This is a genomic window from Kitasatospora phosalacinea (assembly GCF_030268885.1).
In the GTDB taxonomy this organism is placed as follows: domain Bacteria; phylum Actinomycetota; class Actinomycetes; order Streptomycetales; family Streptomycetaceae; genus Kitasatospora; species Kitasatospora phosalacinea_C.
In genome coordinates this window covers 58,483-83,433 of sequence record NZ_BSSA01000001.1, presented here as the reverse complement: position 1 = coordinate 83,433, position 24,951 = coordinate 58,483, and the positions used below count along the sequence as shown (strand labels likewise).

Sequence of the window (24,951 nt, the reverse complement as noted above, 5' to 3'; positions counted from 1 at the left end):
CGACGGGGCGGACGGCGCGGCGGGGAAGCCGCGGGCGGCTCGGCAGGAGCCGGACGGACGGCGCGGCGGGGAGGCGGACGGCGCGGCGGGGTACCGGCGGGCGGCACCGCGCGGCGCGTCGCGGCCGGGCGGGGTGCCCGCCCGGCCGCGACGCGTCGTCAGACGCCGTGTCCCGTGGGGGCCCACATGCCCGGCCCGATGAAGGGCGGCGGCGGGGTGTTGTAGTGGAGGTCGGGCGTCTCGGCGGAGTGGTACTCCTCGCCCCCGTCGATGTTGCCCAGCCCTTCGATGGGCGGCGGCGGGGGCGGGGTCACCGGGTGCGCGGGCGTGGCCTGCACGGTCTCCATCAGCCGCCCCTGGAGCACCGGCGTGCCCTCCGCGGTCTCCACCGGCCGCCGCAGCGCGTACTCGGGCGTGGCCTCCACGGTCTCCACCGGCCGCCGCAGCGCGTACTCGGGCGTGGCCTGCGCGGTCTCCACCGGCCGCCCCTGGAGCATCGGCGTGGCCTGTGCTGTCTCCGCGGGCCACACCTGGTGGTCCGGTGCAGCGGCGGCCGTGCCGCTGAGGGTGGGGGTCGCGTACTCCGCCCCGGAGAAGACCGTCCCGGCGGAGGTGGTGCCCAGTCCGGCCAGGGCCGGGCCGGCCGGCATGGTGCCGTCGCCGGTGATGGTGCCGAGGGCGGCGGCCTGCTGCTCGTCGTTGGCGCGGTGCCTGGCGACCATGGACTGCAGGTTCTCGCCGACCGCGGTGGCGTTCTGGATCAGCACCTGGATGCCCTGGAGGACCTGCTCCTGGTGCTCGGCGATGCCGCCGACCGAGGAGCTGCCGCCCTGGATCGCCTTGCCGACCAGGTCGGTTCCGTAGACGGTCTCCTTGACCTGCTTGACCTTGGCCGCCAACTGGTTCGCGGGGCCGCTGAGTTCGTCCAGCAGCCCGAGGATCTTCTTGGCCGCCGCCTCGACCTCGTCGAGGTCGATCCAGACCGTTGCGTCCGCCACTTGCCCCACCCTCCGTGCTCCACCGCCCCCGGTCGGCACGCACCTGCACCGACGGTCTGCGCCGGACGTGCCGGGGCACCGGGACAGGGCAGCCGGGAGGTGCCCGTGCGTACTGCACCGGCCCATTCCGAGCCCACCATAACCCGCAGTTGGGAGCGCTCCCGCCGGGCGGCCCTGCCGGGGTGACGGGACGTCACCCCGGCGCCGAGCTTCGCACCGGATCGAGTCGCGGCGGAGTCCGGAAAGCATGCAGCAGGTAAATTCACGGCATGAACCCGTAAGGGGAAGTAAAGACCGGAAGTGCCCACTCCGGGTCGATCGTGAATGTTCTGGGCATGCTTCGTGTCAGAGTTTGACCGCTCCGCCCGGAGTGACGATCCGCAGGCCCGCCTCGTCGAGGTCGATCGCCAACGGAGTACCGTCCAGCGCGGCCTCGTTGAGCAGGGACGCACTGGCCAGGTGCCACAGTCGCAGGGTGCCCGCGGCGTCGCCCGCCGCGAGCAGCGCCTCGCCGTCGAACTCGCGGCCCGCCACGGCCCGGACGGCCGTGCCGCCGCCGGTCAACTCGGCGGTGCGGCTGCCGTCCTGGACGTCCCAGACCAGGACGGTGCCGTCGCCCGCGCCCGCGATCACCGCGGGACGGCCGCCGAGCACCGCGAAGGACAGCACCTCGGCGGCCTGCGGCAGCCCGGTGCAGACCGGCCCGGCCACGCCGCTGACGGCGTGCCACAGGCGCACCACCAGGTCCTCGCCCGCGGTGGCCAGGATCGGCTGGCCGCCCGCCACGGTCGCGGCCAGCGCGGTGAACGGGCCGCACCCGGTGGCGAAGCGGCGGCTGTCGGCGCCGGTCGCGGCGTCCCGGACGGCGATCACGCCGTCGCGCCCGGCGGAGGCCAGCAGCGGCTGCTCGCCGGGGGTGAAGGCGATCCCGGCGACCGGCCCGGCGTGCGGGACGGGCAGCGGCAGCGCGGTGCCGTCGGTGAGGCGGTGGCTGCGGACGGCGCCGGCCGCGGTGCCGCACACCAGCAGGTCGGCGGTGAGGTCGAGGCTGTGGACGGGGCCGCCCTCGCCCGGCAGGTCGAGGAGTTGGCCGCCGGTGGCGGCGTCCCAGACCTGGACCGCGCCGTCGCCGAACCCGGCGGCGAGCACCGGGCGGCCGTGCAGGGCCCCGGCGGTCAGGGCGGCGAGCGGGCTGCCGGGGCGTCCGGCGGGCACCGCCTTGGGCGCGGGGGCGCCGGTGGCGGCGTCCCAGACGGTGATCCGGCCGGTCTCGTCGCCGGTGTAGAGCGCGTCCCCGACGGCGGCGAGGGCGGTGAGCCACTCCCCGGCGGGCCAGCCGTGCAGCGGGCGGCCGTCGTACACGTCCCAGGTGCGGACGGTGCCGTCCAGCGCGCAGGAGGCGAGGACGGGGCGGTCGGCGAGGGTGGTGAAGGCGAGGCCGGTCACGGTGCCGGTGTGGCCGTCGAGTTCGGCGACCGGCTGGCCGGTGGCGAGGTCCCAGAGCCGGATCCGGCGGTCCTGTCCGGCGGAGGCCAGCACCGCCTGGTTGTCGACGGTGAGCACGGCCAGCGCGGCCACCTCGCCGCGGTGGCCGACCAGCAGGTGCAGCAGGTCGCCGCTCCCGGCGTCCCAGACCCGGACGGTGCCGTCGGGGGAGGCGGCGGCGAGCAGGTCGACCCCGGCGCAGTGCACGGCGCGCAGCGCGGTCGCGCCGCGGCCGCCGGTGGGCAGGGTGCCCAGCACCCGGCCGTCGTCGGCCCGGACGGCCCGCAGGTCACCGACCTGCCCGGCCGAGAACGCCACCGGGATGTCCCGGCAGACCAGGGCGGCGACCGCCTGGGCGCCCTCGCCGCCGGTGGTGCCGTGCGCGACGGCGCCGGTGGCGGCGTCCCAGACCTGGACCGAACCGTCGGTGCTGCCGACCGCGAACAGCGAACGGCCGCCCGCCTCGCCGAGCGCGACGGCGGTCGGGGCGAGCCCGGCGTCGGCGTCGGAGCCGCCGAGCGGGGCGGCGTCGTCCAGCGCGGTGAGGCCGAACGCGCCGTCGGCCTCGACCAGGGCGTACGCGGCCCGTCCGGCCACGGTGCCGACCGCGGCGGCGCTGCGGGGGGTGCCGGTGGCGGGTTCGGTGCGGGCCAGGGCGGCGGGCAGCGCGGCGGGGGCGTCGGCCTCGCCGAGGGCCTGGGCGAGCAGCGCGTCGAGCACGGCCGCCTCGGCGGGGACGGGGGCGGCGGTGCCGTCGGCCCACTGCCGGTCGGGCTGCCCGGGCTGCCCCTGGACGGTGAGCCGCCGCCCGGTGGCGGGGGCGTCGACGGGTGCGGGGGCGGGGAACCGGGCGGTGGCGGCGAGGACGCGGCGGAGCAGCGCGGGGTCGATCCGGCCGGTCCGCTCGCGGTCGGCGCGGCCGGCCCGGAAGGTGCCGTCGGCGGTGATCAGCAGTTCGCCGCGGCCGCCGTCTTCCAGCCGTACGCTTCCTGACATGGTGTCACTCCTGGTTCGGTACAGGGATGTTGGGAGCCCCGTGGGTCAGCAGAGGTCTTCCGGTACGAGGGTGGCGTGCACGGCGTCGTGCAGCCGGTGGGTGCGGGAGCTGCGGAACAGCGCCGGGCGGTAGCCGGCCCGGCGGAAGCCGATCGCGGCTCCGGTGAGCTGGCTGGGCATGTTGTCGGCGGCTGCGTAGGCGTCGATCCGGCGCAGGCCGATCCGTTCGAAGCCGAAGCGGCACACCAGGCGCAGCGCGGCCTTGGCGGTGCGCAGGCGGCGGTGTTCGGGCAGCAGCCAGACGGCGACCTCGGCGCTCTCCTGCTCCGGGTCGAGGTTGACGAGTTCGGCCCAGCCGACGGGTTCGGCGGCGGCCGCCGCCTCGACGGTGAAGTAGGCGGCGCGGCCGGTCTCCCACAGCATCGGGGGGATGTCGGTGAGCCACTTCTCGGCGGCGGCGGTGTCCCGGTGCGGGACGACGGCCTGCAGGAACTCGCGCACCAGCGGGTCGTGGGTGCCGCGGTGCACGAGGGCGGCGTCGGCGGGGCGCGGGCGGCGCAGCACCAGGCCGTCGGCCGTCATCGGTTCGTCCCGCACCTCGGTGAGCGTGCGCATCGCTCCCCCCGTCCGCTCCCCCTGCCGGCTGTGCCGGGCCGCCCTCGCGGGCCGCCCGGCGTACCCTCCCCCGTCGTTCGACCGGCCGTCAAGTCGGGCCCTGAGGACGGAGGTCCGTGCACGTCGGCGGAGTGCGGGCGGGTTGGGCGTCAGTGGGCCCGCGGGTTGCGCACGGCGTCGATGATCCGGGTCCAGTTGTCGCCGCCGTGCCCGTGCTCGATCGCGTGCCGGTAGTGGGCCTGCACGGCGAGCGGGAGGGCGAGGTCGAGGCCGAGGGCGGTGCTGGTCTCGACGATGTGGTCGGCGGTGGCGCCCATCATGGTGACCGTGCTGAGGTGGCCGGGGTGCTCACCGGCGTCGATCCCGGCGCCGGGGCGGCGCTCGCCCGCCCGCAGGATCGCGCCCACCCGGTCGGCGGAGGCGAGCAGTTCGGGCAGGGCCTCGGCGGCCTTCATCCCGGTGCTGCCGAGCATCGCGGTGGCGTGCATCAGCGCGGACAGGGTGCTGAGGAAGACCGCGAGCTGGGCCTGGTACATCGTCTGGGCGAGGCCAGGGTCGGCGCCCAGGTACCGGGGTTCGCCGATCTCCGCGAGGACGGCCCGGTGCCGCTCCATCACCTCCGGGTCGCCGCTGTAGTAGACGTGGGCGCCCGGGGTGCCGACCATCGGTGCGGGCACCATGACGCCGCCGGTGAGGAAGTCCGCGCCGTGGCGGGCCGCCCAGCGGGCGGCTTCGCGCGAGCGGTCGGGGGTGTCGGAGCCGAGGTTGGCCAGGGTGCGTCCGGCCAGCGCGCCGGTGGCACCGTCCAGGACGTCGTACATGGCGCGGTGGTCGGTGAGGCTGAGGAGGACGAGTCCGCTCGCCCGGAGCGCCTCGGCGGGCGTGGCGGCGGGCACCGCCCCGGCGGCGACGACGCCCTCGGCCCGGGCGGGGGTGCGGTTCCAGACGGTGACGGGGTGTCCGGCGGCGAGCAGGGTGCGGGTCATCGCCTGCCCCATCGGGCCGAGCCCGATGACGGTGACGGCGGCGGGAGTGGCGGTGGGATGCTGTGGTTCGTTCACCCCGTCATCCTCGGCGGGTGCCGCCGACGTCGGAAGTACGCACTATTTTCTAGGGTACTTACCTTTCTGTCAGGGGAGTTGACGATGGCCAGGGCACCGCGGAACGGTCCGTACATCTGCGGCATCGACGCCGCGCTCGACGTGGTGAGCGGCAAGTGGAAGGGCCTGATCCTCTGGGAGCTGGACGCCCACCGCGTCCGCCGCTTCGCCGAGCTGCGGCGCGCCCTGCCCGGGGTGAGCGAGAAGATGCTGACCCAGCACCTGCGCGAGATGGAGCAGGACGGCCTCGTCCACCGCGAGGTGTACCCCGAGGTCCCGCCCCGGGTCGAGTACTCCCTCACCGAGCACGGCCGCACCCTGAACCTGGCCCTCGCGCCCCTGGGCGCCTGGGGCGCCGACCGGGTGCGCCGCGAGGGCCTCGCCACGACGCCCCTCCTGGACGCCGCGTCCTGACCGACGGCCGGACCGCCGACCGCCGTCACCGGGCCCGCCGCGGCCCGCGACGGCGTCTGCGAGTCCGGGGAGTTCTGCTACTACTACAACAGCGACAACGCGGGTTCGGTCTCCGACTTCACCGGCTCCCTCGGCAACTACGGGAGCACCCAGCCGGACTGCTACGACTTCAAGAGCGCCGGCAGCGGCCAGGGCCTCTGCGTCAAGAACAACGCCGCATCGGTGTGGAACCGCTCCGGCCGGACCGTGCGGGTCTACTACAACAGCGGCTACGAGGGCGCCTACCAGGACTTCGCCCCCGGCGCCAGGGGCAACCTCAACGCCACCCTGAAGAACAACAACGCCTCGCACCTGTTCCTCGGCGGCAACCAGACCCCCGTCGACGACTACGACCACACCGGCCGCGGCTTCTACGTCGACCAGTGCACCGCCTTCGCGGCCTTCCGGATCGCCACCCGGCTCGGCGTCCCGAACTTCGGCAACTCCTGGGGCGGCGTGCACTGGGGCAACGCCAACACCTGGGACGACGCCGCCCGCAGCGCCGGGCTCGCGGTCAACACCACCCCCACCGTCGGCGCCATCGCCGTCAACGACGTCCACGCGCCGTACGGCCACGTCGCCTACGTCAACGCCGTTTACTCCGACGGCTCCTTCGACGTCGAGGAGTACAACTGGAACCACCCGACGGCCTACGGCACCCGCAGCCACCTCCACGTCAGCAGCTCGGGGTCCGACTTCCAGTGGATGATCCACTTCTGAGCGGCCGCCCGCCGGTCAGGTGGGCACGCCGCCGGGCTCCGGCCGGGCCCCGTCCTCCCGCCGCGGGGGGCGGGGCCCGGCCAGGCGGAGCTGCTCGTCCTCGACGATCCGCACCGCCAGCGCCCGGTCGGAGATGTCGACGGCCTCGGGGGCGGCCTCGGCGAGGTCGCTGCGGCGGGCGTAGCGGTCGAACAACTCGGCCTTGCCGCGCAGCAGTTCGACCAGTCGGCGGTCCAGGCTGTCGGTGGCCAGCAGCCGGTGCACCCGGACCCGGCGGATCTGGCCCATCCGCTGGGCGCGGGCCACCGCCTGGTCCTCCAGGGTCGGTTTGAGCTGCGGTTCGCACAGGACGACCACGTTGGCGGCCTGCAGGTTGAGTCCGATCCCGCCGGCCTGGATCTGGCAGAGCAGCACGGCGTGGCCCTCGGCGGCGGTGAACGCGTCGACCAGTTCCTGCCGCTGCTCGGCGGGCAGCGCCCCGGCGACGGTGCCGGTGACGGCGCCGGTTCCGCCGAGCGCGCCGTGCACGGCGGCCAGCACCTCCCGGAAGTACGAGAAGACCACCACCTTGTGCCCGGACTCGGCCGCCTCCGCGACGAGTTCGCGCAGGCGGCGGAGTTTCGCGGAGTGCGCGGGGTCGGCGTAGGCGGCGCGGCGCATCGCCATGAAGTTGCCCTCGGCGACGGCGGCGGCGTACGCGGCGCGGTCCGCCGCGGAGAACTCGTCCCACTCGTCGACCCGTACCACGTCCGGGAGTTCGGTGAGCACGTCCTGCTGGTTGCGGCGCAGGTAGGCGGGGGCGACGGCGCGGCGGAAGGCGAGCGGGCCGAGGGCGCCGAGCCCGGCCGGGAGGTCGGCGAGCAGCTCGGGCTGGAGGTGGCCGATCAGGGTGCGGAACTCCTCGACCCGGTTCTCCATCGGGGTGCCGGTGAGGAACAGCACGTACTCGGTGCGGGCGGCCCGTTCGGCGACCAGCCGGGTGCGCCGGGCGGCCGGGTTCTTCACGAAGTGCGCCTCGTCGACGACCAGGGCGGCCACCGGGTCGTCGGCCAGGGTGCGCAGCGACTCGTAGGTGGCGACCAGGACGCCGCCGGTGGCGAGCCAGCGCTCCCGGGCGGCCTCCCGGTCGGGGCCGTGGTAGCGGTGCGCGGCGAGGGTGGTGCGGGCGGCGGTCTCGCGCTGCCAGTTGACCAGCACCGAGGCCGGGCACACCACCAGGAAGCGCGCCGCCCCCTCCGCCGCGGCCGCCAGGTGGGCGAGCACGGCGAGGGCCTGGACGGTCTTGCCGAGGCCCATCTCGTCGCCGATCACCACCTTCTTCCGGGCCAGCGCGAACCGGGCGCCGAACGCCTGGTAGCCGCGCAGCGAGACGGTGCAGCCGCGGTCGTCGAAGGGCTGGGCGCGGACCTGCTCGGCGAGGCCGTCCGGCAGGTGGCCCTCGGCGGCGGCCCGGCCGTCGGTGGCGGTCGGGCCGGCGAGTCGGCCGTCCTCGGCGAGCAGGGCGAGTTCGGCGTGGAACTCGGCGGCCCGGTGCTCGAACTCGACCCAGACCTCCACCTCCCCGGCGGTCGGGCGCAGCAGGTCCGCGGTGGCCTGGGCGAACCGCAGCTCGACCCCGTCGGCCTCCGCCCGCTCCCCCTCCGCGTCCAGCAACTCGACGGCCTGTCGGGCCCGTTCGCGTTTCTGCGCCCCGGCCAGCAGGCCGCGCAGCCCGCCCCGGGCGTACTTCGCCTCGGCCAGCGGGGGCCCGTACCGGGCGTCGAGTTCGGCGGCCTCGGCGGCGGCCCGGCGGGCGGCGGGCCCGGCCAGCACCAGCCGGTGCAGGGCGGCGACCAGCGCGGTCGTCCCGGCGTCGGGGTGCGCGGGGTCGAGGCGGACGGCGGTGCCCTCCTGCACGGCGGTGGCGATCTGCCCCGCGGCGCCGAGCAGGTGCGCGGCGGTGGGGCCGCCGATGCCGGGGATCCGCAGCAGGTCCTGCCGGGTCGCGGCGTGCACGGCGGCGACGGTGGCGTAGCCGACGGCGCGCAGCGTGCCGATCTGCAGGCGGCCCTCGGTGACGTCCTTCAGCCGCTCGACCGGGATCGCCTCCAGCTCGGCCCGCACCAGCCGCTCGAACACCTCCCGGTGCGCCCGCGCCACCTGGTCGACCGCGGCCGCGTGCTCGGCGACCACGCCCCGGGCGGCCGCGCGCAACCGCTCCGCCCGGGCCAGCACCTCCCGCGCCCGCCGCGTCCTGCGCCCCACGCCCGCCCCTCTCTCCCGGCGCGGCCATCCTCCCACCCCCCACCGACGCCCCGGGCCCGCGAGGGGGGACCGGTGCGGGGGCGGGCTCAGCGGCCGAGGGCCTCGATCACCAGGCGGGCCACTGCGGTGCCGGAGTACTGCTGCTGGCCGGTGACCAGCAGGCCGTCGCGGACGGCGTGCGGCCGGACGGGGCCCGCCACCACGAAGTTGGTGCCGGTCAGGGCGCGGGCCTCGGTCTCGATCCGGAAGGGCTGGACGCGCTGCCCGACGTAGGCGTCGACGTAGTCCTCCTCGGCGTCGGCGAAGCCGGTCCAGGTCTTCCCGGCGACCAGCAGGCTGCCGTCGGGGAGCCGGGTGTGCAGCAGGGCGGCGGTGCCGTGGCAGAGCACGGCGGTGACCTTCCCCGCCTCGTGGAAGGCGGCGATCAGGGCGTGCACCCGGGCGTCCCGCACGAAGGTGAACATCGGGCCCTGGCCGCCGATCACCAGCAGCGCGTCGTACCCGGCGACGTCGACCCCGTCCACGGACGGGGTGTCGGCGAGCAGGGCGGCGTGCTCGGGCGAGGTGGCGAAGCCGAGCGAGAGCAGGTCCTCGGCCGAGTAGCGCGACGGGTCGCGCGGGTCGCTCCAGCCGTCGGCGGTGAGCGGGCCGCCGTCCGGCGAGACGATCTCGACCTGGTAGCCGGCCTGGGTGAACTCCCAGTACGGGTGCGTGAGTTCGGACCACCAGAAGCCGACCGGCCAGCCGGTGACGGTGGAGGTGGCGGGGTTGGAGGCGAGGATCAGGACGCGCTTGGCGCCGAGGGTGTCGAGTACGGCGGTCACGGCGGTCTCCCCGTTGTCGTGGTGGGCTGCCGCGGCGGGCTGCCGTGGTGGGCTGCCGCGGCGGGCTGCCGCGGCGGATGGACGAGCCGGCCGGGCTCGGCGGTCAGCGGCGCGGACGGCCGGGCTCGGCGAAGCCGTAGGAGCGCCAGTTGGCGAGCACCCGCTGCTGGATCTCCGGGGGCCAGCCGTTCTCGAAGCTGCCCTTCACCGGCCGCTGCCCCTCGGGGTAGAGGTCGGCGAGCAGGCAGTTGTAGACGACCTTCCCGGCGGAGAAGGTGTGGGCCTCCTCCGGGGAGAGGTAGACGGCGAGCTGCATGCTGAGCTTGTGCGGGTAGTGGAACTCGCCGCGTTCGGGGTGCGAGCGGGTGGCGAAGGCCCACACCACCTCGTCCAGGTTCGTGATGTCGATGTCGTCCTCGACCAGCAGGATCTTCGGCGCGTTCACCGAGGGCTTGCCCTGGAAGATGACCTCGGCGACGCGGTCGACGAGTCGGGCCGAGGAGAGTCCGGTGGTGGCGTGCCAGTCGGAGCGGACGGCGAGGGTCAGCCAGTGCACGGCGGCCTCGAAGTTGTACCAGGCGGAGGCGATCGGCAGGCCCGCGCCGCGCAGCAGGTGGAGGATCTCGGCGGCGCTGGTGGTGCCGATGACGGTGTGGTCCTCCTCGACGGGCGGCCCGGCGGCGACCACCGGCTGGATCGCGCCGGTGCGGTGGGTGACCGCGCTGACGTGGAAGACCGCCTTGGGGGACGCCTCGGTGGCGTTGTAGCCGGGGAACTCGTTGAACGGGCCCTCCATCACCGTCTCGTCGAGCGCGATGTGGCCCTCCACCACGATCTCGGCGGTGGCGGGCACCAGCAGGTCGACGGTCTCGGCCCGGACCAGTTCGATGCCCTCGCCGAACAGCGCGCCCAGGTAGTGCGACTCGTCGGCGCCCTCGGGCAGCGGCATGCCGCCGACGAAGGGCAGCCCGGGTTCGACGCCGATGGCCAGTGCGATCGGCATCGGCTCGCCGAGTTCGGCCCACCGGGCGCGGATGATGCCCAGGTGCTGCGGCGGCGGGATCAGGCAGGCCAGGGTGCGCCGGTCGTGGATCATCATCCGGTTGATCGACCAGTTGGTCCACGAGCCGTCCGGGGTGCGGACGATGTTCATGCCGTAGGTCTGCAGGTAGCGGCCGCCGTCGTTGCCGTGGATCAGCGGCGTCGGGAACCGGAACAGGTCGACGTCCTCGCCGGTGAACACGTGCTCCTTGCAGGGCGCGGCGGCCCGGTCCACCTCGACCGGGGGGATGCCGGGGCGGCTCCTGGCCTCGGCCAGGGTCTCCACGATCTGCTGGCCGGTGGCGTCGGCGGGCAGGCCGAGGGCGAGCGCGATCCGGGCCAGCGGGTGGCCGGAGGCGCTGAGCGCGGCGGGCGCGCCGAGCAGCCGGAACCCGGTGTCCCGGTAGCCCGTCAGCTGCTCGAACAGCGGGGCGGGGGCGTTCAGGTCGTAGCAGCGGCGGATGACCGCCCCGGCCTCCAGGTGCCAGTCCACCTCGCGGGCGACGGGCTGGAGGTCGCCGATCTCCTCCAGTGCGGCGATGAACTCGCGCAGGCTCTTCAGGTGCGGCATGACGGGCGCCTCCTCGGTCCGCGGAGGGGAGGCCTCCGCTCCGCGGCGCGAAACCCCCCTCCCAGCAGGGCAGTTGACGCCTCGTCAACCGCCTTCGGGCGGGCACATGTAACCACTGCCTGTAGACGGTTGTAAACCGAGCTGTGAACCCGCAGGTCGCGGGGCCCTATCCTGGTTCGGCCGCCGATCCGGCGGGTAAAGGCCCGCCCAAGAAGCGGACCGGGGAGGGGCGGGGTGATGGAGGTCGACGACCGGGCGGGCGAGCGGATCCGCGAACTGCGCCTGGAGCGCGGGCTCTCGCAGTCCGCCGCCTGCGGGCCGGGCGTCTCCAAGAGCTACCTGTCGCTGATCGAGTCCGGCCGCCGCCGCCCCACCCCGGCCGTCCTGCGCACCCTCGCCGACACCCTCGGCACCACCGTCGAGTACCTCGCCCACGGTCGGCGGCAGCCCGGCGACGTCGAGTCGACCGTCCTGTTCGCCGAACTCGCCGCGGTGAACGGCGCCCCGCGGACCGCGCTCGAACAGTTCACCGCCGCGCTGGCCGCGCTGCCCGCCGGGACCGACTCCGCGCACACCGCGGAGCTGCGCCGACGCGCCGCGCACGGCCGGGCCCGCGCCCTGGAGCAGACCGGGCGGCTCGACCTGGCCGCCGCGGAGTACGACGCGCTGTGGCGGTCCGCCGAACCCGGATCGGTGCAGTGGGCGACGTACGGCATCGACCTGTGCCGCACCCACCGCACCGCGGGCGACCTGGACTACGCGGCGGAGGTCGGCGAACGCGCCCTGGAGGCCTTCGAACGGCTCGGCCTGGAGTGGAGCGACGAGACCGTCCGGCTCGGCGTCACCCTCGGCGGGGTGTACGGCGCCCGCGGCGACCTGCTGCGCGGCGAGATGCTGCTGCGCCGGATGATCGACGCCGCGGAGCGGGTCGGCACTCCACTGGCCCGCGGCTCCGCCTACTGGAACGCCGCCACGTCCGCCTACGACACCGGACGGCTCGGCGACGCCCTGACCCTCGCCGAGAAGGCGCTCGCACTGTTCGGCGAGACCGACCACCGGCGCAACCTGACCATGCTCCGGCACGCCTACGGCGTCATCCTGGCGGTCCAGCCCGGCCGCCTGGAGGAGGGCCGCCGGGAGCTGGCCGCCGCGTACGCCGCCAGCCGGGAGGTCGGCGGCGTCGGCGACCTCGCCGCCTGCCTGGACAGCCTCGCGGAGACCGCGCTGGCCGCCGACGACCTGTCCGCCGCCGCCGAGCACCTGGCGGCCGCCGACGACCTGCCGCTGGCGGAGCTCTCCGCCGACCTGCGGGCCCTGCTCCGGGTCCGGGCCGCCGACCTGGCCTTCCGCACCGGCGCCCCGGAGCGCGCCCGCCACCTGCTGCGCACCGCCCAGCAGACGCTCACCGCCGAGGAGTGCCGCTCGGTGGAGGCGTGGCAGCGCATCGCCGAACTCTGGCACCGCGAGGACGAACCCCTGCTCGCCGCCGAGGCCTACCGCACCGCCCTCGCCGCCACCGGCCTCGCCGCCGCCCCGCGGCCCGCCCCCGCGCCCCGCCCGGCCACCGACCGGGCCCCGTAGCGCCGGAGCACCGTCAGCGGGCGACGGGCGACGGGCGACGGCCCCATCCGGCGAGGCCCCGGAGCGCGGACCTGACGCTTCGCCGTGTTCCCGCCCCTGCGGGCAACTCCTTGCAGCCGGTCCGGGTTCGGCGTCCGTCGCGAGCCGAGGGAGCGGCGCCACCCCCGGGGCTCCCGGCCGCGCTCAGGCCAGTTCGAGGACGTCCGCGAGCCCGGCCGCGGCGAAGGCGGCGAGCAGGGGCTCGCGGCCCTCGGTGAAGTGGGCCCAGCTGTCGAAGTGGACGGGGACGACGCGACGGGCGCCGAGGATGCGGGCGGCTTCGGCGGCACGGGCGCTGTCGAGGGTGAGCAGGGCGTTGTCGAAGATGCCGGTGCGGGCGCCGCCCGCGAACAGGACGGCGGTGTCGACGGGGCCGAAGCGTTCGGCGATCCGCTCGACGACCTCCAGCGAGGCGTTGTCGCCGCTGACGTAGACGACGGGCAGGCCGGGGGCGGTGAGGACGAAGCCGATCACCTCGCCGGTGACCGGCTCGCAGCCGTCGGGCCCGTGCTGGGCGGGCACGGCGGTGATCGTGACCCCGCCCAACTCGACTTCCTGCCAAGGGGCGAGGCCCTGCGCGGTGCCGCCGAGGCGTTCGGCGCCGCCGCGGGTGGTGAGGGTGAGCGGGACGTCGGCGAGCAGCTTGCGGCCGCCGTGGTCGAGGTTGTCGGGGTGCTCGTCGTGCGAGAGCAGGACCGCGTCGAGCGGGCCGAGGTCGGCGGGGTCGACGGTGCCGGGGAGGGTCTTGGTGAGGAACCGGCCACCGCCGCGCGGGTAGTCGCCGGGGGCGTCGAAGGTCGGGTCGGTCAGCAGGCGCAGGCCGCCGTACTCGATCAGGGCGGTGGGGCCTCCGAAGACCTGGACGGTGGGGACAGCGGTCATGGCGCACCTCGCGAATCGGCGATCCCCTCACGGGGAACTTCAACTTTCTCCGTGAGGAGAATCTAGCGGCCTCTCACGGAGAATCGCAAGGTTTTCCGTGAAGTACACCGAGCTTCCCCACCCGACTCCCGAGGGCCGACGGCCGACCGAACGCCTCTCCTCACGGGCAACGCGAGCGTTTACCATGAGGGGCATGAGCCAGCGCACCGCCCCCACCGCCGCAGAACCCGTCGTGCCGCCGCCCGCCCCGGGGGCCGAGCAGTACCCGGCGCTGGACTTCGCCAACTCGCTGCTGACGCTGCCGAGCGGGCCGCTGGACCTGCTCGGGGCGCCGGAGGCGGCGTCGGAGTGGCTGGTGGAGCACGGGCTCGCACCGGAGGCGGGACGGGTGCTGGGGCCGTGCACGGTGCGGCTGCGGGTGTTCCGGGGGGCGGTGCGGGAGCTGCTGGACGCCCGGGTGGCGGGACGGCCCGCGCCGCCGGGGGCGCTGGCGGCGGTGAACGAGGCGCTGACCGCGGCCCCGGCGGTGGCGCTGCTGCACTGGGACGCCGAGCGGGGTCTGCACCGCAGGCTGCCGCACCCGGCCGACCGGATCGCCGACCGGGCGATGGCCCGGCTGGCCGCCGACGCCGCCGACCTGCTGACCGGCCCGGACGCCGAGCGGCTGGCCCGCTGCGGGGGCGCCCCGTGCAGCCGGTTCTACGTCCGCACCCACGCCGCCCGGCACTGGTGCTCCACCCGCTGCGGCGACCGCGTCCGGGCGGCCCGCGCCTACGCCAAGCGGCGCGCGGAGCAGCGGGCCTGACCGACCCGGCGGGCCCGACCGGCCCCGGAGACCCGACCACCCCCCGGAGAACGGGCCGTCCCCGGAGAACGGGAAACCCCGGACGGCGGGCCGTCCGGGGTTCCGCGGGGAGAGCGGGTCGGTCAGTGCGTCGGAACGACCGGGAAGGTCGGGTACTCGACGCCGGAGACGTGCTGGACGACCCGGACGACCTGGCAGGAGTAGCCGAACTCGTTGTCGTACCACAGGTAGAGGATCGCGTTGTCGCCCTCGACCTTGGTCGCGCCCGCGTCCACGATCGAGGCGTGGCGGGAGCCGATGAAGTCGCTGGAGACCGCGTCGGGCGAGTCGATGAAGTCGATCTGCCGCTTCAGCGCGGAGGTCAGCGAGACCTCCCGCAGGTGCTCCAGGACGTCCTCGCGGGTGGTCTCGCGGGCCAGCTGCAGGTTGAGGATGGCGATCGAGACGTCCGGCACGGGGACGCGGATCGAGCTGCCGGTGATCTTGGCCTTCAGCTCGGGCAGGGCCTTGGCGACGGCCGAGGCGGCGCCGGTCTCGGTGATGACCATGTTGAGCGGCGCGGAGCGGCCCCGGCGGTCGGCCTTGTGGTAGTTGTCCAGCAGGTTCTGGTCGTTGGTGAACGAGTGGACGGTCTCCACGTGGCCGCGCAGCACGCCGTACTCGTCGTCCATCGCCTTCAGCGGCGGCACGATCGCGTTGGTGGTGCAGGACGCGCAGGAGATGATCCGCTCGTCCGGCTTGACGGTGTCGTGGTTGACGCCGTGCACGATGTTCGGGACGTCGCCCTTGCCGGGGGCGGTCAGCACGACCTTGGCGATGCCGGGGCGCAGGTGCTGGGACAGGCCCTCGCGGTCGCGCCAGCGGCCGGTGTTGTCGATCAGGATGGCGTTGTCGATCCCGTAGGCGGTGTAGTCCACCTCGCCGGGGTCGTTGGAGTAGATGACCTTGATCGCGTTGCCGTTGGCGACGATGGTGTCGGTCGCCTCGTCCACGGTGATGGTGCCCTGGAACTGGCCGTGGATGGAGTCGCGGCGCAGCAGCGAGGCGCGCTTGACCAGGTCGTCGCCGCCGCCGTTGCGGACCACGATGGCGCGCAGCCGCAGGCCGCCGGCCTTCTCGACCAGCAGGCGGGCGAGCAGGCGGCCGATCCGGCCGAAGCCGTACAGCACCACGTCGCGCGGGGCCTGGCGCTCGGTCTTGTTGGCGCCGGTCGCGCCCGCCACCGCCTCGGCGGTGAACTCGGCGACGGACAGGCCGCGGTCGTCGGCGCGGTGGGCCTCGGCGAGCAGGCCGAGGTCGATCTGGGACGGGCCGAGGTCGAGCGTGGCGAGGGCCTGGAGGAAGGGGAAGGTCTCGGTGATCGAGAGTTCCTGGCCGGCGATCTGGCGGGCGAAGCGGTGCGTCTTCAGGATGCTGATCACCGACTTGTTCACCAGGGAACGGCTGTGCAGCAGGATGGTGACGTCCCGCTCGCGGTGGAGCCGTCCGATGATCGGGATCATCGTCTCCGCGAGCTCCTCGCGGGTCTTCCAGTCCGTGAACACGTCGTCGTTGACAGTCACAATTCAACTTTCGAGGGTAGGCCGAGTTGAGGGTAGGCCGAGCTGGAGGCGGGCCGTGCTGAGGGTTGGCCGTGCCGAGGCGACCCCCATGCTAGCCAGGCCCCCCGGGCCGGTCCGGGGCCGGTCCCCCCGCTGACCAGCAGCGCTTCGCCCCGGAAGGGGGCGCCGGACGTGACGGCGGCCACACCCGCGGCGCCCGGCGGCGGCTTCCGCGCTGCTCGGGCCCGGATGTGACGTCCCGTCAGGTCGCGCCCCGCGGGCCGCCCGGCGTGACCAACGTCACCCGCGTCGCGTTCGTCACCCTCCGGGGTGACGCTCCGTCAGTTCCCCGACCACCGCGGTCCGGCCGCCGCCAGAGTGGGGGCACGGACGGGTCCGGCCGCGTCCGGCCGGACCGCCGCGAACGAGAGGACGGCTGTTCATGGGACACGACGCCCACCGGCGCGCCGCGCTGGTGTTCACCCTGTTCGACGCCAACGGCAACGGGGTGCTCGACGCCGACGACTTCGCCCTGATGACCGAACGGGTGCTGGCCGTCGCCGCCGACTCGCCCGCCGCCGACCGGCAGGCGCTCGCCGACAGCCTGGAGCACTACTGGCGGGTGCTGTCCACGACGCTGGACGCCAACGGCGACGGGGTGATCAGCCCGGAGGAGTTCCGCGGCTTCGTCCTGGACCCGGAGCTGTTCGGCGCCACCGCGGCGCGGTTCGCCGACGCCCTCGCCGCGCTCGGCGACCCCGAGCACGACGGCCTGATCGAGCGGGACCGGTTCGTCGCCCTGATGCTCGCGATCGGCTTCGAGAAGGAGAACACCGAGGCGCTGTTCGACGCCTTCGGCCCGGACGCCGCGGACCGGATCACCGTCGGGGTGTGGGCCGAGGGCATCCGCGACTACTACGCCCCGGAGAAGTCCGGCATCCCCGGCGACCGGCTGGTCCCGCAGTCCGCCTGAGCCGCCCGCCGCACCCCCTCCCCTCCCCGCACCCCCGCGCCACGGCGCAGCCCGTCGCGCCCCGCCGCTCCCGAGGAGTCCCGCAGTGACCGTACCGCCCATCGCCCTCGCCGTCGGCCGGGGCACCGGCCCGGACCTCGCCCCCGTCTTCGAGCGGGTGCTCGACCGGATCGCCCGGCTGCACGGCACCCGGGTCCGGGTGGAGCGCTCGCCGCGGGTCTACCACTCGTACGTGTCGCTGCGCGCCGAGGCCGCGGGCACCGCGGAGATCGCCGCGCTCACCGAGCAGGACGCCGCGCACTACGAGTGGTTCTGCCGCGAGCAGGCGGCCGCGGGGGTGCGGGCGGTGTTCCGCACCGCGATCAACGCCCAGTCGCTGTACCTGGTCCGGCAGCGGCTGGCCGCCGTCAAGGTCGAGCCGCTCACCGCCGGGACGGCGCGGCTGCTGCTGGTCCGCGACCAGGCGCAGGGCTTCTACACCGGCGAGAACCGGCACTCCCCCGGCAAGGTGGTGCGCACCATGGAGTTCAGCCGCGCCGTCACCGAGCAGGTGGTGCGCTACGCGGTGGAACGCGCCCGGCAGTGCTGGCCCGAGGGCCCGGCCCGGGTGCTGCTGGCCTACAAGTACCACCTGCTGGACGGCGCGCTGGACGACTGGACGGAGCAGCTGTCCGCCGAACTCGGCCTGGACGTCGCCCTGTTCCAGCCCGACACGGTCAACCGCAACCTGATCGCGCACGGCCCCGAGGACCGCACGCTGCTGGTCGCCGGGAACGAGTGGGCCGACATCATGCACGTCGTCCTGCTCGACCGCTACGGCTCCGAGCGGCAGGAGAACCGCTGCACCGAGAACGTCCACCTGCACCCGGCGCTGGCCGGTCTCACCGAGTACCAGACCGTGCACGGCTCGGCCGACGACCTGGCCGGGCGCGACCTGGTCAACCCGGTCGCCACCATCCGGGCCGCCGCCCGGATCGCCGAGCGGCACGCCGACTGCCCCGGCGCGGAGGCCGCCGTGGAGGCCGCGATCGCCGCCGCCCTGGCCCGCGGGGCCCGCACCCCCGACCTCGGCGGGACGGCCGGGACCACCGAGGTGACGGACGCCGTGCTGGACGCCCTCAGCGGCGCGTCGGCCCCCGTCCCCGTCCCGGCCCAGGACCCGACCGCCCGGGCGGGGGCCCGGTGAGCGCGGGCCCGGCCGACGGGGCCGCCGCGGTCAGCGGAGCCGACGCGGCCGACGGGCGGAGCGCGCTGGTCGTGGTCGACCTGCAGAACGACTTCTGCGCGGGCGAGGTCGCCGCCGCGCGCTTCCCGGGCGACCCGGCCCTGCTCGCCCGGGCCGCCGCCAACAGCGTCCGGGCGGTCGAGGCGGCCCGGGAGGCGGGGACGGAGGTGCTGTTCGTCCGCTTCCTGGGCGACCCCGTCCACCAGGGCCCGGCCTGGCGGCGGCGGGACGCCCTGCTCGGCAAGCGCCCCAAGTGCCTGGAGGGCAGCTGGGGCGCCGGGTTCCACGGCGTGCGACCGCGGCCGGAGGAGGCCGTGTTCACCAAGCGCGCCTGCTTCGACGCCTTCCAGGACCCGGACTTCGAGCCCCACCTGCGCCGCCGCGGCATCGAACGCCTCGTCCTGGCGGGCCTGTTCACCGACGTCTGCGTGGACTCCACCGCCCGCACCGCCTTCCAGCGCGGCTTCCACCTGACCGTGCTGCGCGACTGCACCACCGCACTGCACCTGGCGGACGCCGACATCCTGCGCTTCATGGCCCGGGTGTACGGCGCCCGGATCACCGACCTGGGGCAACTCCCCTTCACTGCCCCCGCGTTCGACACCGGCACGACACCGGCGGGGCTGCGGTGACCGCGCCGACCGACGCCTCCCGCCCCGACGCCGGGGTGGGGGGCGGCGTCGGCCGGACCGCCCTGCTGGTCGCCCACGCCCGGGCCCTGGAGGCCCGGCGCAGCGGCGCCCTGGCCGTCGACCCGTTCGCCGAGCACTTCGTCCGGGCCTCGCCGGGCTGCGCCGACTGGCCGGACGACCCCGCCCTGGTCGACCCCGACGACCCGCTGTGGGGGCGGCTGGCGACCTACTTCGCGCTGCGGACCAAGGTGCTGGACGAGCACCTGCTCGCCGCGGCCGGCTCCGGCACCCGACAGGTGGTGCTGCTGGGCGCGGGCCTGGACAGCCGGGCCCACCGGCTGCCCTGGCCGCCCGGCACCACCGTGTGGGAGCTGGACCGCCCCGGGGTGCTCGACTTCAAGCAGCGCGTGCTGGACGGCCTGGACGCCGTCCCGCTCGCCCGCCGCCGCACCGTCCCGGTCGACCTGCGCGGGGACTGGACGTCCGCGCTGACCGCCGCCGGACTGGACCCGTCCCGGCCGGTGGCCTGGCTGGCCGAGGGCCTGTTCCTGTACCTCCCGGCCGCGGACGAACTCGCCGTCGCCACCGCCCTGGACCGGCTCAGCGTCCCCGGCTCCACCCTCGCCTACGAGGTCAAGTCCGCTCCGGAGTCCCCGGCCGTCCGGGCCGCCCCCGTCTACGCGGCGGCCCGCCGACGGCTCGGCATCGACCTGCTCGCCCTGTTCGCCCCCGGCCCGCGCCCCGACACCGCGGCCGCCCTGACCGCCCTCGGCTGGAGCACCACCACCCGCACCCCGTTCGACCACTCCCCCACCGCGCTGCGCCCCGAACCCCGCGACGCCCTCGCCGCCAACCGCTGGGTGACCTGCCTCAAGCGACGCCCCGGCGACCGCTCACCGGCCGCCCCGTCCGGCGGGGACGGTCGCGAGGGCGTCCCCGGCGGGGGCCGCTGAGGCGACGGCCTCGTGGTAGAGGGAGGTCCGGTAGATGCCGGACGCGGCGGACCTGACCACCGCGACCAGCAGCAGGACGGCCACGACCGCGGCGAGGACCGCGAGGAGGACGGAGGTGCTGTCCGACTCGACCGCGAGGATCAGCGCGGCGAGCGCCCCGAGCGCGACCAGCGCGGTGACGAGGAAGAGCTTCAGGCCGCCGACGACCCAGCGGCCCAGCGCGCGGCGGCCCAGCGCCAGCGACCGGCGCAGGCTGGCCGGCAGGCCGGCTCCCTCGACCACGATGACGGGCAAGACGAAGAAGGTCAGCAACGACCAGGAGACACCCAGCAGGTCGAAGAGGGTGGCGAGTCCGGCGAGCGACTCCCCGGTCCGCAGCACCGAGCCGACGAGCAGCGAGAACAGGCTCCAGGCGAGCAGCGTCGGCAGGCGCCGCCCGGTCGCCGCCAGCGAGGCGCGCAGCGGCGGGCGCCGACCGTCGAGGAGCTCGTGGACGGAGTGCAGCAGGGCGGCGGTGCAGAGCCCGCCGAGCGCGGAGGCGGCCCACAGCACCAGCGCGACCGCTCCCCACTGGGCCGGGCTCGGGGCGCCGCCGGCCTCGACCCGCTGCCAGACCCCCCGGAGCAGCGGGAACCAGGCGGCCGCGGGCACCACGGCGGTGACCAGCAGGCCGAGGGCGGGGAAGCAGAGCAGGGCGGGGCGGCGGCGCAGCACGCGGGCGGCCGTGCGGATGATTCCGGGTGTCATGCGGGCCTCTCGGGCGGCGGGTGGACGGTACGGTACACGAACCGGCCCACCCGTCGGCACCGCTCCCGCTGTCCCTACAACTCCCTGAGGCGCGGCCCGAGTTCGGCGATCAGGCGGCGGTAGGTGTCGAACGCGGGCTTGGGCGCGTGGTCGTCGTGCAGCAGTCCGAAGCGGTGGAACAGGCTGCTGCCGGAGCTGTCCGCGTCGCGCAGCGCGAACAGCGCGTAGCCGTCGATGCCGAGTTCCCCGGCCCGGTCGGCGACGGTGCGGACCACCGTCTCCAGCACCCGCGCCTGGGCGTCCTCGGGGCGGTCGGGGCCGGTCGGCCAGCCGTTCTCGCAGATCCGGATCGGGACGTCGGCCGGGATGCCCGCCTTCGGCAGGTCGGTGTGCCGGAAGGTGTGCAGCACCCAGGCGGTGGCCTCGGCGAGGTGCTCGGCGGGGACGGGGCGGAAGACGTCCGGGAAGAAGTCCAGGCCGACGTAGTCGAGCGCGTCCAGGAAGCGCCGGTCGGCGAGCCTGCCCAGCGCGGGCCAGAACGGCGCGTCCGGGTCGACGGTGGGGACGGCGTTGAAGCCGACCGCGGCGTCCAGCCCGAGCGCACGCACCTCGTCCGCGGCCGCGACCACCCCCGCCACCAGCGCCTCCAGCACGCCCGGGACGCTGCCGTCCAGCACCGGCAGGTCGGCGTTCGGCTCCTCGCACACCTGCACCGAGCCGAGCCGCCCGCCGAGTTCGCGCACCTGCCCCCGCACGTACGCCTCCCACCCCGCCGGGCTGCCGGTCGGCTCGCGGAACTGCAGGACGAGGTCGACCTTCCGCCCGGGCCGCCCCAGGTACGCCTCCCAGCCCTCGGGGGTCTCCGGCAGCGCGGGGGCGGTGGCGGCGAAGGAGCGGTAGACCCGCACCCGGAAGCCGGGCTCGGCGCCCTGCAGCAGGTCGAGCGCCTCGGCGATCCGGACCGGGTCGTCGGGTCGGACGGGGTGGAGCAGGCCGTGCTCGTCACCGAGCAGGCCGCCCGGGTAGATGCCGAACGTGAACTCCCGCCGCCGTCGGGCCATGTCGCTCTCCTGGTCACTCGTCGGATCACTCGTCGGGCAAAACTTGGTGTGACACCAATTTTTCAGTGACCCTACCATTCCGTACGATGGGCGCATGGGCCTTCGCGAGACCAAGAAGCAGCAGACCCGCACCGCCATCGCGGACACCGCGCTGCCGCTCTTCCTGGCGCACGGCTTCGACCGGGTCACCGTCGCCGAGGTCGCCCGGCACGCGGGCGTCTCCACCAACACGGTGTTCAACTACTTCCCGACCAAGGAGGACCTGTTCTTCGACCGGCAGGACGAGGTCGAACGGCGCCTCGCCGCGCTGGTCGACCCGCTCCCGCCCGGCACCTGCTGCCCCGCCGCCGCCGTCCGCGACGACCTGTGCGCCGCCCTCCGCCGCGCCGACCCGGCGATCGGCCTCGCCCCCGACGCCGCCGCCTTCTTCCGCACCGTCGAGGCCAGCCCCGCCCTGCGCGCCCGCGAACGCGAGATCGGCGAACGCGCCGAAGCCGCCCTCGCCGAGGCCCTCGCCCCCCGCACCCCCGACGCCCCCCTGCTGGCCGGCGCCCTCACCGGCCTGCACCGCGCCGTCCTGCGCGAACTGCGCCGCCGCGTCCTGGCCGGCGACCCGCCCCCCGCCATCGCCACCGACCTCACCGCCGCCGCCGTCCGCGCCTTCGCCCCGCTCTGCGCCTGCCCGCCGCCCGGTACCGCCTGAGCCCGCGCCCGTCCCGCCCCACCGAGACGTTCCGGGCGTCCGACCTGCAGGCCCCTTCGAAGTCGATCGGACGCACCAGCCCGGTTCCGTCGACGACCGCATTGCGGGGCTTGACGTCGCGCCAGGCCCGGCCCGCCTCGTGGACATCGGCCACCCCCGCCGCGAGGGCCCCGGCGAGGTGCAGCGCCTCCCGCACCGGCAGGACGCCGGCTTCCCGTACGACCTGCTCCGGCGTGCGGTCACCGAGGTGCTCCAGGACCAGGTAGGCGTTCCGCTGCTCCACGAACACCTCCCGCACCGCCGGGACGTCGACCCCGGCGGCGGCGAGGTCCTGGAGCATCCGCGCCTCGGCGAGGACCAGCTTCCTGCCGTCCCGCCCGTCCCGCCCGTCCCACCCGGTCTCCCCGTGCAACCTCCCCTCCTTCACCACGCAGGTCCGCATCGGCGTCCCGGTCATCTCCAGGGCCTTGTGGACGCCTCCTTTCCCGCGTTGCGTCAGCGGTTCGAAAACGAGGTACCTGGTCCGAAAGAGGCTCGGCCGACCCCGGCGCTCCGCCTTCCGGGGAAAGGGGTTCCGGCACCACCACGGGTCGAAATCGGGGTCGGTGCGCACGTCCTGGATCATCCCCCCGTCAGGCGGGCGCAGCGCCGGCCGGGTGACACCGTCGAATTCCGCCCGGCGTCCCGAAAAGGACCCGTACCGGTAGAAGACCCGACTCCCCCGGCGGTACTGGCGCTCGAACGGGACGTTCGGCCCCGGGAGTGCGCGGGTCTTCTCGTCCAGTCGTTCGGCCAGCTCGACCGCCTCCTGCGGACTCCTGGGGTACACGCTCACGAATTTGCCGATCTGGCTGGTTCCGTAGAAGAGGCCGCAGTTGAGCCGGTGGAGCTCGGTCAGTGTTCCGGGGGCCTTGAACAGGACCCCGCGCGCGTGCAACTCCGGTGCCACCGCCGCAAGGGTGCGCTCGGCCGTCAGGACGGTTGCGGAGACGTGCAACTTCCATCCCTGGTCCGGGTCGTCCGGGCGGTGCTCGCGGCTCATCCGCCAGATGGACCGCGGGGGCGCCACCGGCAGGTGCTCGCCGCAGAGCACCTGCCAGCGCTCCTCCGAGCGCTCCGAACGCCGACCGTACCGCCCCCGGCCGCAGGCGGCCGACTCGGATGCGCGGTCACACGTCGACCCCTTTCAGAAAATGGTGGTGGTCGTGGTCGTGGTGCCCACTCCGTCCGGCTCCTCCACGCGCGCCTTGAGCCGGGCGAGTTCCGCGGGACCACTGGCGAACTCGTTCAGCAGTTCGTCGAATTCGCTCGACCCCACGCCCGTCCTCGTCGCCTGCAGGGCTCTCCCTCTGAGCTCCTCGGCGTGGAGCGGATCCCGCACCGCCCGTTCCACCACGTCGGTCAGTTTCGTTCCCATGATCCGATCCTCCATTGAGGTGGGTCTTTTCGAACGTCGACCATTCGAGGGCCGCCATGGACTCTCCCCCTCCCATCTCCCCGGCGCAACCGTTCTGCCATTCGACCCGAAGCACCGCTCGGCAGCACACTAGTTCGCTTGCGATATTTCCTCCGAGCCGGTCGGGGTGCGCGCCGCCCGGGGAGGGGGGCGACCTTCGGCCGCGAGGACCGGGCCCGCACGACTCCGGAACCCCCGCTCGGGGGCTTGACGCGGCACTGCCGGGAGGCGAAGGTAGCGAAATCATCTGACATGTTGCGTGTGACATTGCATAGCCCCGATGCCACCGCCGAGGCGGGGCCGCCCGCACCCGAGGAGGCCCGCCCGTGGATCTGGAACTGCGACACCTGCGGGTGCTCTGCGCGATCGCCGACAGTGGCAGCGTGGGCCGGGCGGCAGCGGCGATCGGCGCCTCCCAGCCCGCCACCAGCACCCAACTGCGGCGTATCGAACGCTACCTGGGCGCAGTGGTGTTCGACCGCACGGCGGCCGGGGTGGTGCCCACCACCTTCGGCGCGGAGGTGCTGGCCGCCGCCCGCGAGGTGCTCTCCCGGGTCGACCGGCTGGGCCAGGCGGCCGCCCCGGACGACGGGCGCCCGCACCGCGAACTGCACCTGACCACCGACTGTCCCGCCCTGCTGCCCGGCACCCTGGCCCGGGCCAGGCAGCTCAGACCGGAACTGCGCTTCGCCCTGGCCCCCGACCGGGACGCCGAACCCCCCTTCGACCTCGCCCTGTTGCTCGACCATCCCGGCTCGGGCCTGCGCGCCACCCCCGCCCTGGCGGCGCGGGCCGTCGCCACCGAGCCGGTGTTCGTCGCCCTGCCCGTCGGCCACCCGCTGCGCCACCACGCCGAACCGGCGCTCGCCGACCTGGCGGGCGAGCACTGGCTGCTGCCCGCCGCCGACGGCGCCCCCTGGGCCGCACTGTTCCGGGCGGCCTGCGAGGCGGCCCCGCTCACCCCCGCCGGGGTGCGCGAACTGCCGGGCGGGCGGCGGGAGGTGCTCGACCTGGTGGCCGCGGGCCTGGGCGCGGCCCTGGTGCCGGGCAGCACCGCGCCGGCGCCGGGCGTCGCGGTCAAGCCGCTGCTGGGGGCGCCGCTGTGGCTGCGGTACGTGCTGCTGTGGCGGCGCGCGACGGTGGGTCCGGGCCTGGCCGACACCCTGTTCGGGGCGGCGGCGGCCGCGTACCGGGAGCTCGCCGCCGAGGCCCCCCACCTGCACAGCTGGGCCGGACGCACCTTCCGCCCGCCGCGCACCTGAGCCCGCCCCCGGGCTCCCACTTCTCGGGCCCGCACCAAGGTCTT

The 24,951-nt window shown here is 75.2% G+C and carries 23 protein-coding genes and 1 pseudogene; 11 read left to right on the top strand and 13 right to left on the bottom strand.

Features of this window, described 5'->3' with window-relative positions; genetic code table 11:
• Window positions 1-158: 158 nt before the first annotated feature.
• The 4 genes from QSK52_RS00375 to QSK52_RS00360 all read right to left on the bottom strand — a co-directional run bounded on the left by QSK52_RS00375 (window position 159) and on the right by QSK52_RS00360 (window position 5,155).
• Complete coding sequence (locus tag QSK52_RS00375) at window positions 159-998, bottom strand: hypothetical protein (protein WP_285732156.1); 840 nt, start codon at window positions 996-998, stop codon at window positions 159-161.
• Window positions 999-1,343: 345 nt separating this feature from the next.
• On the bottom strand, window positions 1,344-3,479 hold the full coding sequence (locus QSK52_RS00370; RefSeq protein ID WP_285732154.1) for a WD40 repeat domain-containing protein: 2,136 nt from the start codon (window positions 3,477-3,479) through the stop codon (window positions 1,344-1,346).
• Window positions 3,480-3,524: 45 nt separating this feature from the next.
• Complete coding sequence (locus QSK52_RS00365) at window positions 3,525-4,094, bottom strand: GNAT family N-acetyltransferase (protein ID WP_285732152.1); 570 nt, start codon at window positions 4,092-4,094, stop codon at window positions 3,525-3,527.
• Window positions 4,095-4,243: 149 nt separating this feature from the next.
• Entirely contained in the window at window positions 4,244-5,155 is a 912-nt protein-coding gene (locus QSK52_RS00360; protein ID WP_285732151.1) for an NAD(P)-dependent oxidoreductase, read from the bottom strand.
• A gap of 84 nt (window positions 5,156-5,239) precedes the next feature.
• Between QSK52_RS00360 and QSK52_RS00355 the strand changes: the two genes are divergently transcribed.
• The 3 genes and pseudogenes from QSK52_RS00355 (at window position 5,240) to QSK52_RS00345 (ending at window position 6,367) form a co-directional block, all read left to right on the top strand.
• A complete protein-coding gene (locus tag QSK52_RS00355) occupies window positions 5,240-5,608 on the top strand; it encodes a winged helix-turn-helix transcriptional regulator (protein WP_285732149.1) in 369 nt (122 codons plus the stop codon).
• Window positions 5,609-5,656: 48 nt separating this feature from the next.
• Window positions 5,657-5,881, top strand: a pseudogene (locus tag QSK52_RS00350) (peptidase inhibitor family I36 protein); the annotation flags it as partial.
• The gene (locus tag QSK52_RS00345) at window positions 5,855-6,367 is read left to right on the top strand and encodes a CHAP domain-containing protein (protein ID WP_285733383.1); all 513 of its coding nucleotides are present in this window, start codon (window positions 5,855-5,857) and stop codon (window positions 6,365-6,367) included. The pseudogene QSK52_RS00350 and the gene QSK52_RS00345, both read left to right, overlap by 27 nt.
• 15 nt (window positions 6,368-6,382) lie before the next feature.
• Here the strand turns inward: QSK52_RS00345 and QSK52_RS00340 are convergent, their stop codons facing one another.
• The 3 genes from QSK52_RS00340 to QSK52_RS00330 all read right to left on the bottom strand — a co-directional run bounded on the left by QSK52_RS00340 (window position 6,383) and on the right by QSK52_RS00330 (window position 11,047).
• Window positions 6,383-8,611 carry a DEAD/DEAH box helicase gene (locus QSK52_RS00340; protein WP_285732147.1) on the bottom strand — a complete coding sequence of 743 codons (2,229 nt, stop codon included), beginning with the start codon at window positions 8,609-8,611 and terminating at the stop codon, window positions 6,383-6,385.
• Window positions 8,612-8,697: 86 nt separating this feature from the next.
• Window positions 8,698-9,435, bottom strand: a complete 738-nt coding sequence (locus QSK52_RS00335; RefSeq protein WP_285732145.1) for a type 1 glutamine amidotransferase domain-containing protein — start codon at window positions 9,433-9,435, stop codon at window positions 8,698-8,700.
• Between the two features lie 103 nt (window positions 9,436-9,538).
• Window positions 9,539-11,047 carry a UbiD family decarboxylase gene (locus QSK52_RS00330; protein ID WP_285732143.1) on the bottom strand — a complete coding sequence of 503 codons (1,509 nt, stop codon included), beginning with the start codon at window positions 11,045-11,047 and terminating at the stop codon, window positions 9,539-9,541.
• Between the two features lie 237 nt (window positions 11,048-11,284).
• Here QSK52_RS00330 and QSK52_RS00325 point away from each other — a divergent pair, with 237 nt between their 5' ends.
• Window positions 11,285-12,628 (top strand): helix-turn-helix domain-containing protein, encoded by a 1,344-nt coding sequence (locus tag QSK52_RS00325; protein ID WP_285732141.1) that lies wholly within the window; start codon window positions 11,285-11,287, stop codon window positions 12,626-12,628.
• A 183-nt stretch (window positions 12,629-12,811) separates the two neighbouring features.
• On the opposite strand, the gene QSK52_RS00320 is transcribed toward QSK52_RS00325, so the two are convergent.
• Entirely contained in the window at window positions 12,812-13,549 is a 738-nt protein-coding gene (locus QSK52_RS00320; protein WP_285732139.1) for an MBL fold metallo-hydrolase, read from the bottom strand.
• 193 nt (window positions 13,550-13,742) lie between these two features.
• Between QSK52_RS00320 and QSK52_RS00315 the strand changes: the two genes are divergently transcribed.
• The gene (locus QSK52_RS00315) at window positions 13,743-14,354 is read left to right on the top strand and encodes a CGNR zinc finger domain-containing protein (RefSeq protein WP_285732137.1); all 612 of its coding nucleotides are present in this window, start codon (window positions 13,743-13,745) and stop codon (window positions 14,352-14,354) included.
• A 122-nt stretch (window positions 14,355-14,476) separates the two neighbouring features.
• Here QSK52_RS00315 and QSK52_RS00310 read toward each other — a convergent pair whose 3' ends face one another.
• Window positions 14,477-15,916 carry a glyceraldehyde-3-phosphate dehydrogenase gene (locus QSK52_RS00310; protein ID WP_285732135.1) on the bottom strand — a complete coding sequence of 480 codons (1,440 nt, stop codon included), beginning with the start codon at window positions 15,914-15,916 and terminating at the stop codon, window positions 14,477-14,479.
• A 421-nt stretch (window positions 15,917-16,337) separates the two neighbouring features.
• On the opposite strand from QSK52_RS00310, the gene QSK52_RS00305 reads away from it, so the two are divergent.
• From QSK52_RS00305 to QSK52_RS00290, 4 genes are all read left to right on the top strand, one after another.
• Complete coding sequence (locus QSK52_RS00305) at window positions 16,338-16,868, top strand: EF-hand domain-containing protein (RefSeq protein WP_285732133.1); 531 nt, start codon at window positions 16,338-16,340, stop codon at window positions 16,866-16,868.
• Between the two features lie 85 nt (window positions 16,869-16,953).
• Window positions 16,954-18,054 carry an isocitrate/isopropylmalate family dehydrogenase gene (locus tag QSK52_RS00300; protein ID WP_285732131.1) on the top strand — a complete coding sequence of 367 codons (1,101 nt, stop codon included), beginning with the start codon at window positions 16,954-16,956 and terminating at the stop codon, window positions 18,052-18,054.
• Window positions 18,051-18,725 (top strand): cysteine hydrolase family protein, encoded by a 675-nt coding sequence (locus QSK52_RS00295; protein WP_285732129.1) that lies wholly within the window; start codon window positions 18,051-18,053, stop codon window positions 18,723-18,725. Before QSK52_RS00300 ends, QSK52_RS00295 begins: the two co-directional genes overlap by 4 nt.
• Window positions 18,722-19,678: an SAM-dependent methyltransferase gene (locus QSK52_RS00290; protein ID WP_285732127.1), complete on the top strand. Its 957-nt coding sequence runs from the start codon at window positions 18,722-18,724 to the stop codon at window positions 19,676-19,678. The genes QSK52_RS00295 and QSK52_RS00290 overlap by 4 nt, the downstream gene beginning before the upstream one ends.
• Here the strand turns inward: QSK52_RS00290 and QSK52_RS00285 are convergent.
• Both QSK52_RS00285 and QSK52_RS00280 read right to left on the bottom strand, forming a co-directional pair.
• A complete protein-coding gene (locus QSK52_RS00285) occupies window positions 19,619-20,425 on the bottom strand; it encodes a DUF6159 family protein (protein WP_285732125.1) in 807 nt (268 codons plus the stop codon). The two genes, QSK52_RS00290 and QSK52_RS00285, sit on opposite strands and share 60 nt — an antisense overlap.
• 74 nt (window positions 20,426-20,499) lie before the next feature.
• The gene (locus QSK52_RS00280; protein ID WP_285732123.1) at window positions 20,500-21,486 is read right to left on the bottom strand and encodes a hypothetical protein; all 987 of its coding nucleotides are present in this window, start codon (window positions 21,484-21,486) and stop codon (window positions 20,500-20,502) included.
• Window positions 21,487-21,580: 94 nt separating this feature from the next.
• On the opposite strand from QSK52_RS00280, the gene QSK52_RS00275 reads away from it, so the two are divergent.
• The gene (locus tag QSK52_RS00275; RefSeq protein ID WP_285732121.1) at window positions 21,581-22,189 is read left to right on the top strand and encodes a TetR/AcrR family transcriptional regulator; all 609 of its coding nucleotides are present in this window, start codon (window positions 21,581-21,583) and stop codon (window positions 22,187-22,189) included.
• Here QSK52_RS00275 and QSK52_RS00270 read toward each other — a convergent pair.
• Together QSK52_RS00270 and QSK52_RS00265 are read right to left on the bottom strand one after the other, a co-directional pair.
• On the bottom strand, window positions 22,125-23,231 hold the full coding sequence (locus tag QSK52_RS00270) for a protein kinase domain-containing protein (RefSeq protein WP_285732119.1): 1,107 nt from the start codon (window positions 23,229-23,231) through the stop codon (window positions 22,125-22,127). The two genes, QSK52_RS00275 and QSK52_RS00270, sit on opposite strands and share 65 nt — an antisense overlap.
• Before the next feature lie 144 nt (window positions 23,232-23,375).
• Window positions 23,376-23,606 (bottom strand): hypothetical protein, encoded by a 231-nt coding sequence (locus QSK52_RS00265; protein ID WP_285732116.1) that lies wholly within the window; start codon window positions 23,604-23,606, stop codon window positions 23,376-23,378.
• A 365-nt stretch (window positions 23,607-23,971) separates the two neighbouring features.
• Here QSK52_RS00265 and QSK52_RS00260 point away from each other — a divergent pair, with 365 nt between their 5' ends.
• Window positions 23,972-24,907, top strand: coding sequence for a LysR family transcriptional regulator (locus tag QSK52_RS00260; protein ID WP_285732114.1), 936 nt, complete (start codon window positions 23,972-23,974; stop codon window positions 24,905-24,907).
• Window positions 24,908-24,951 lie beyond the last annotated feature (44 nt).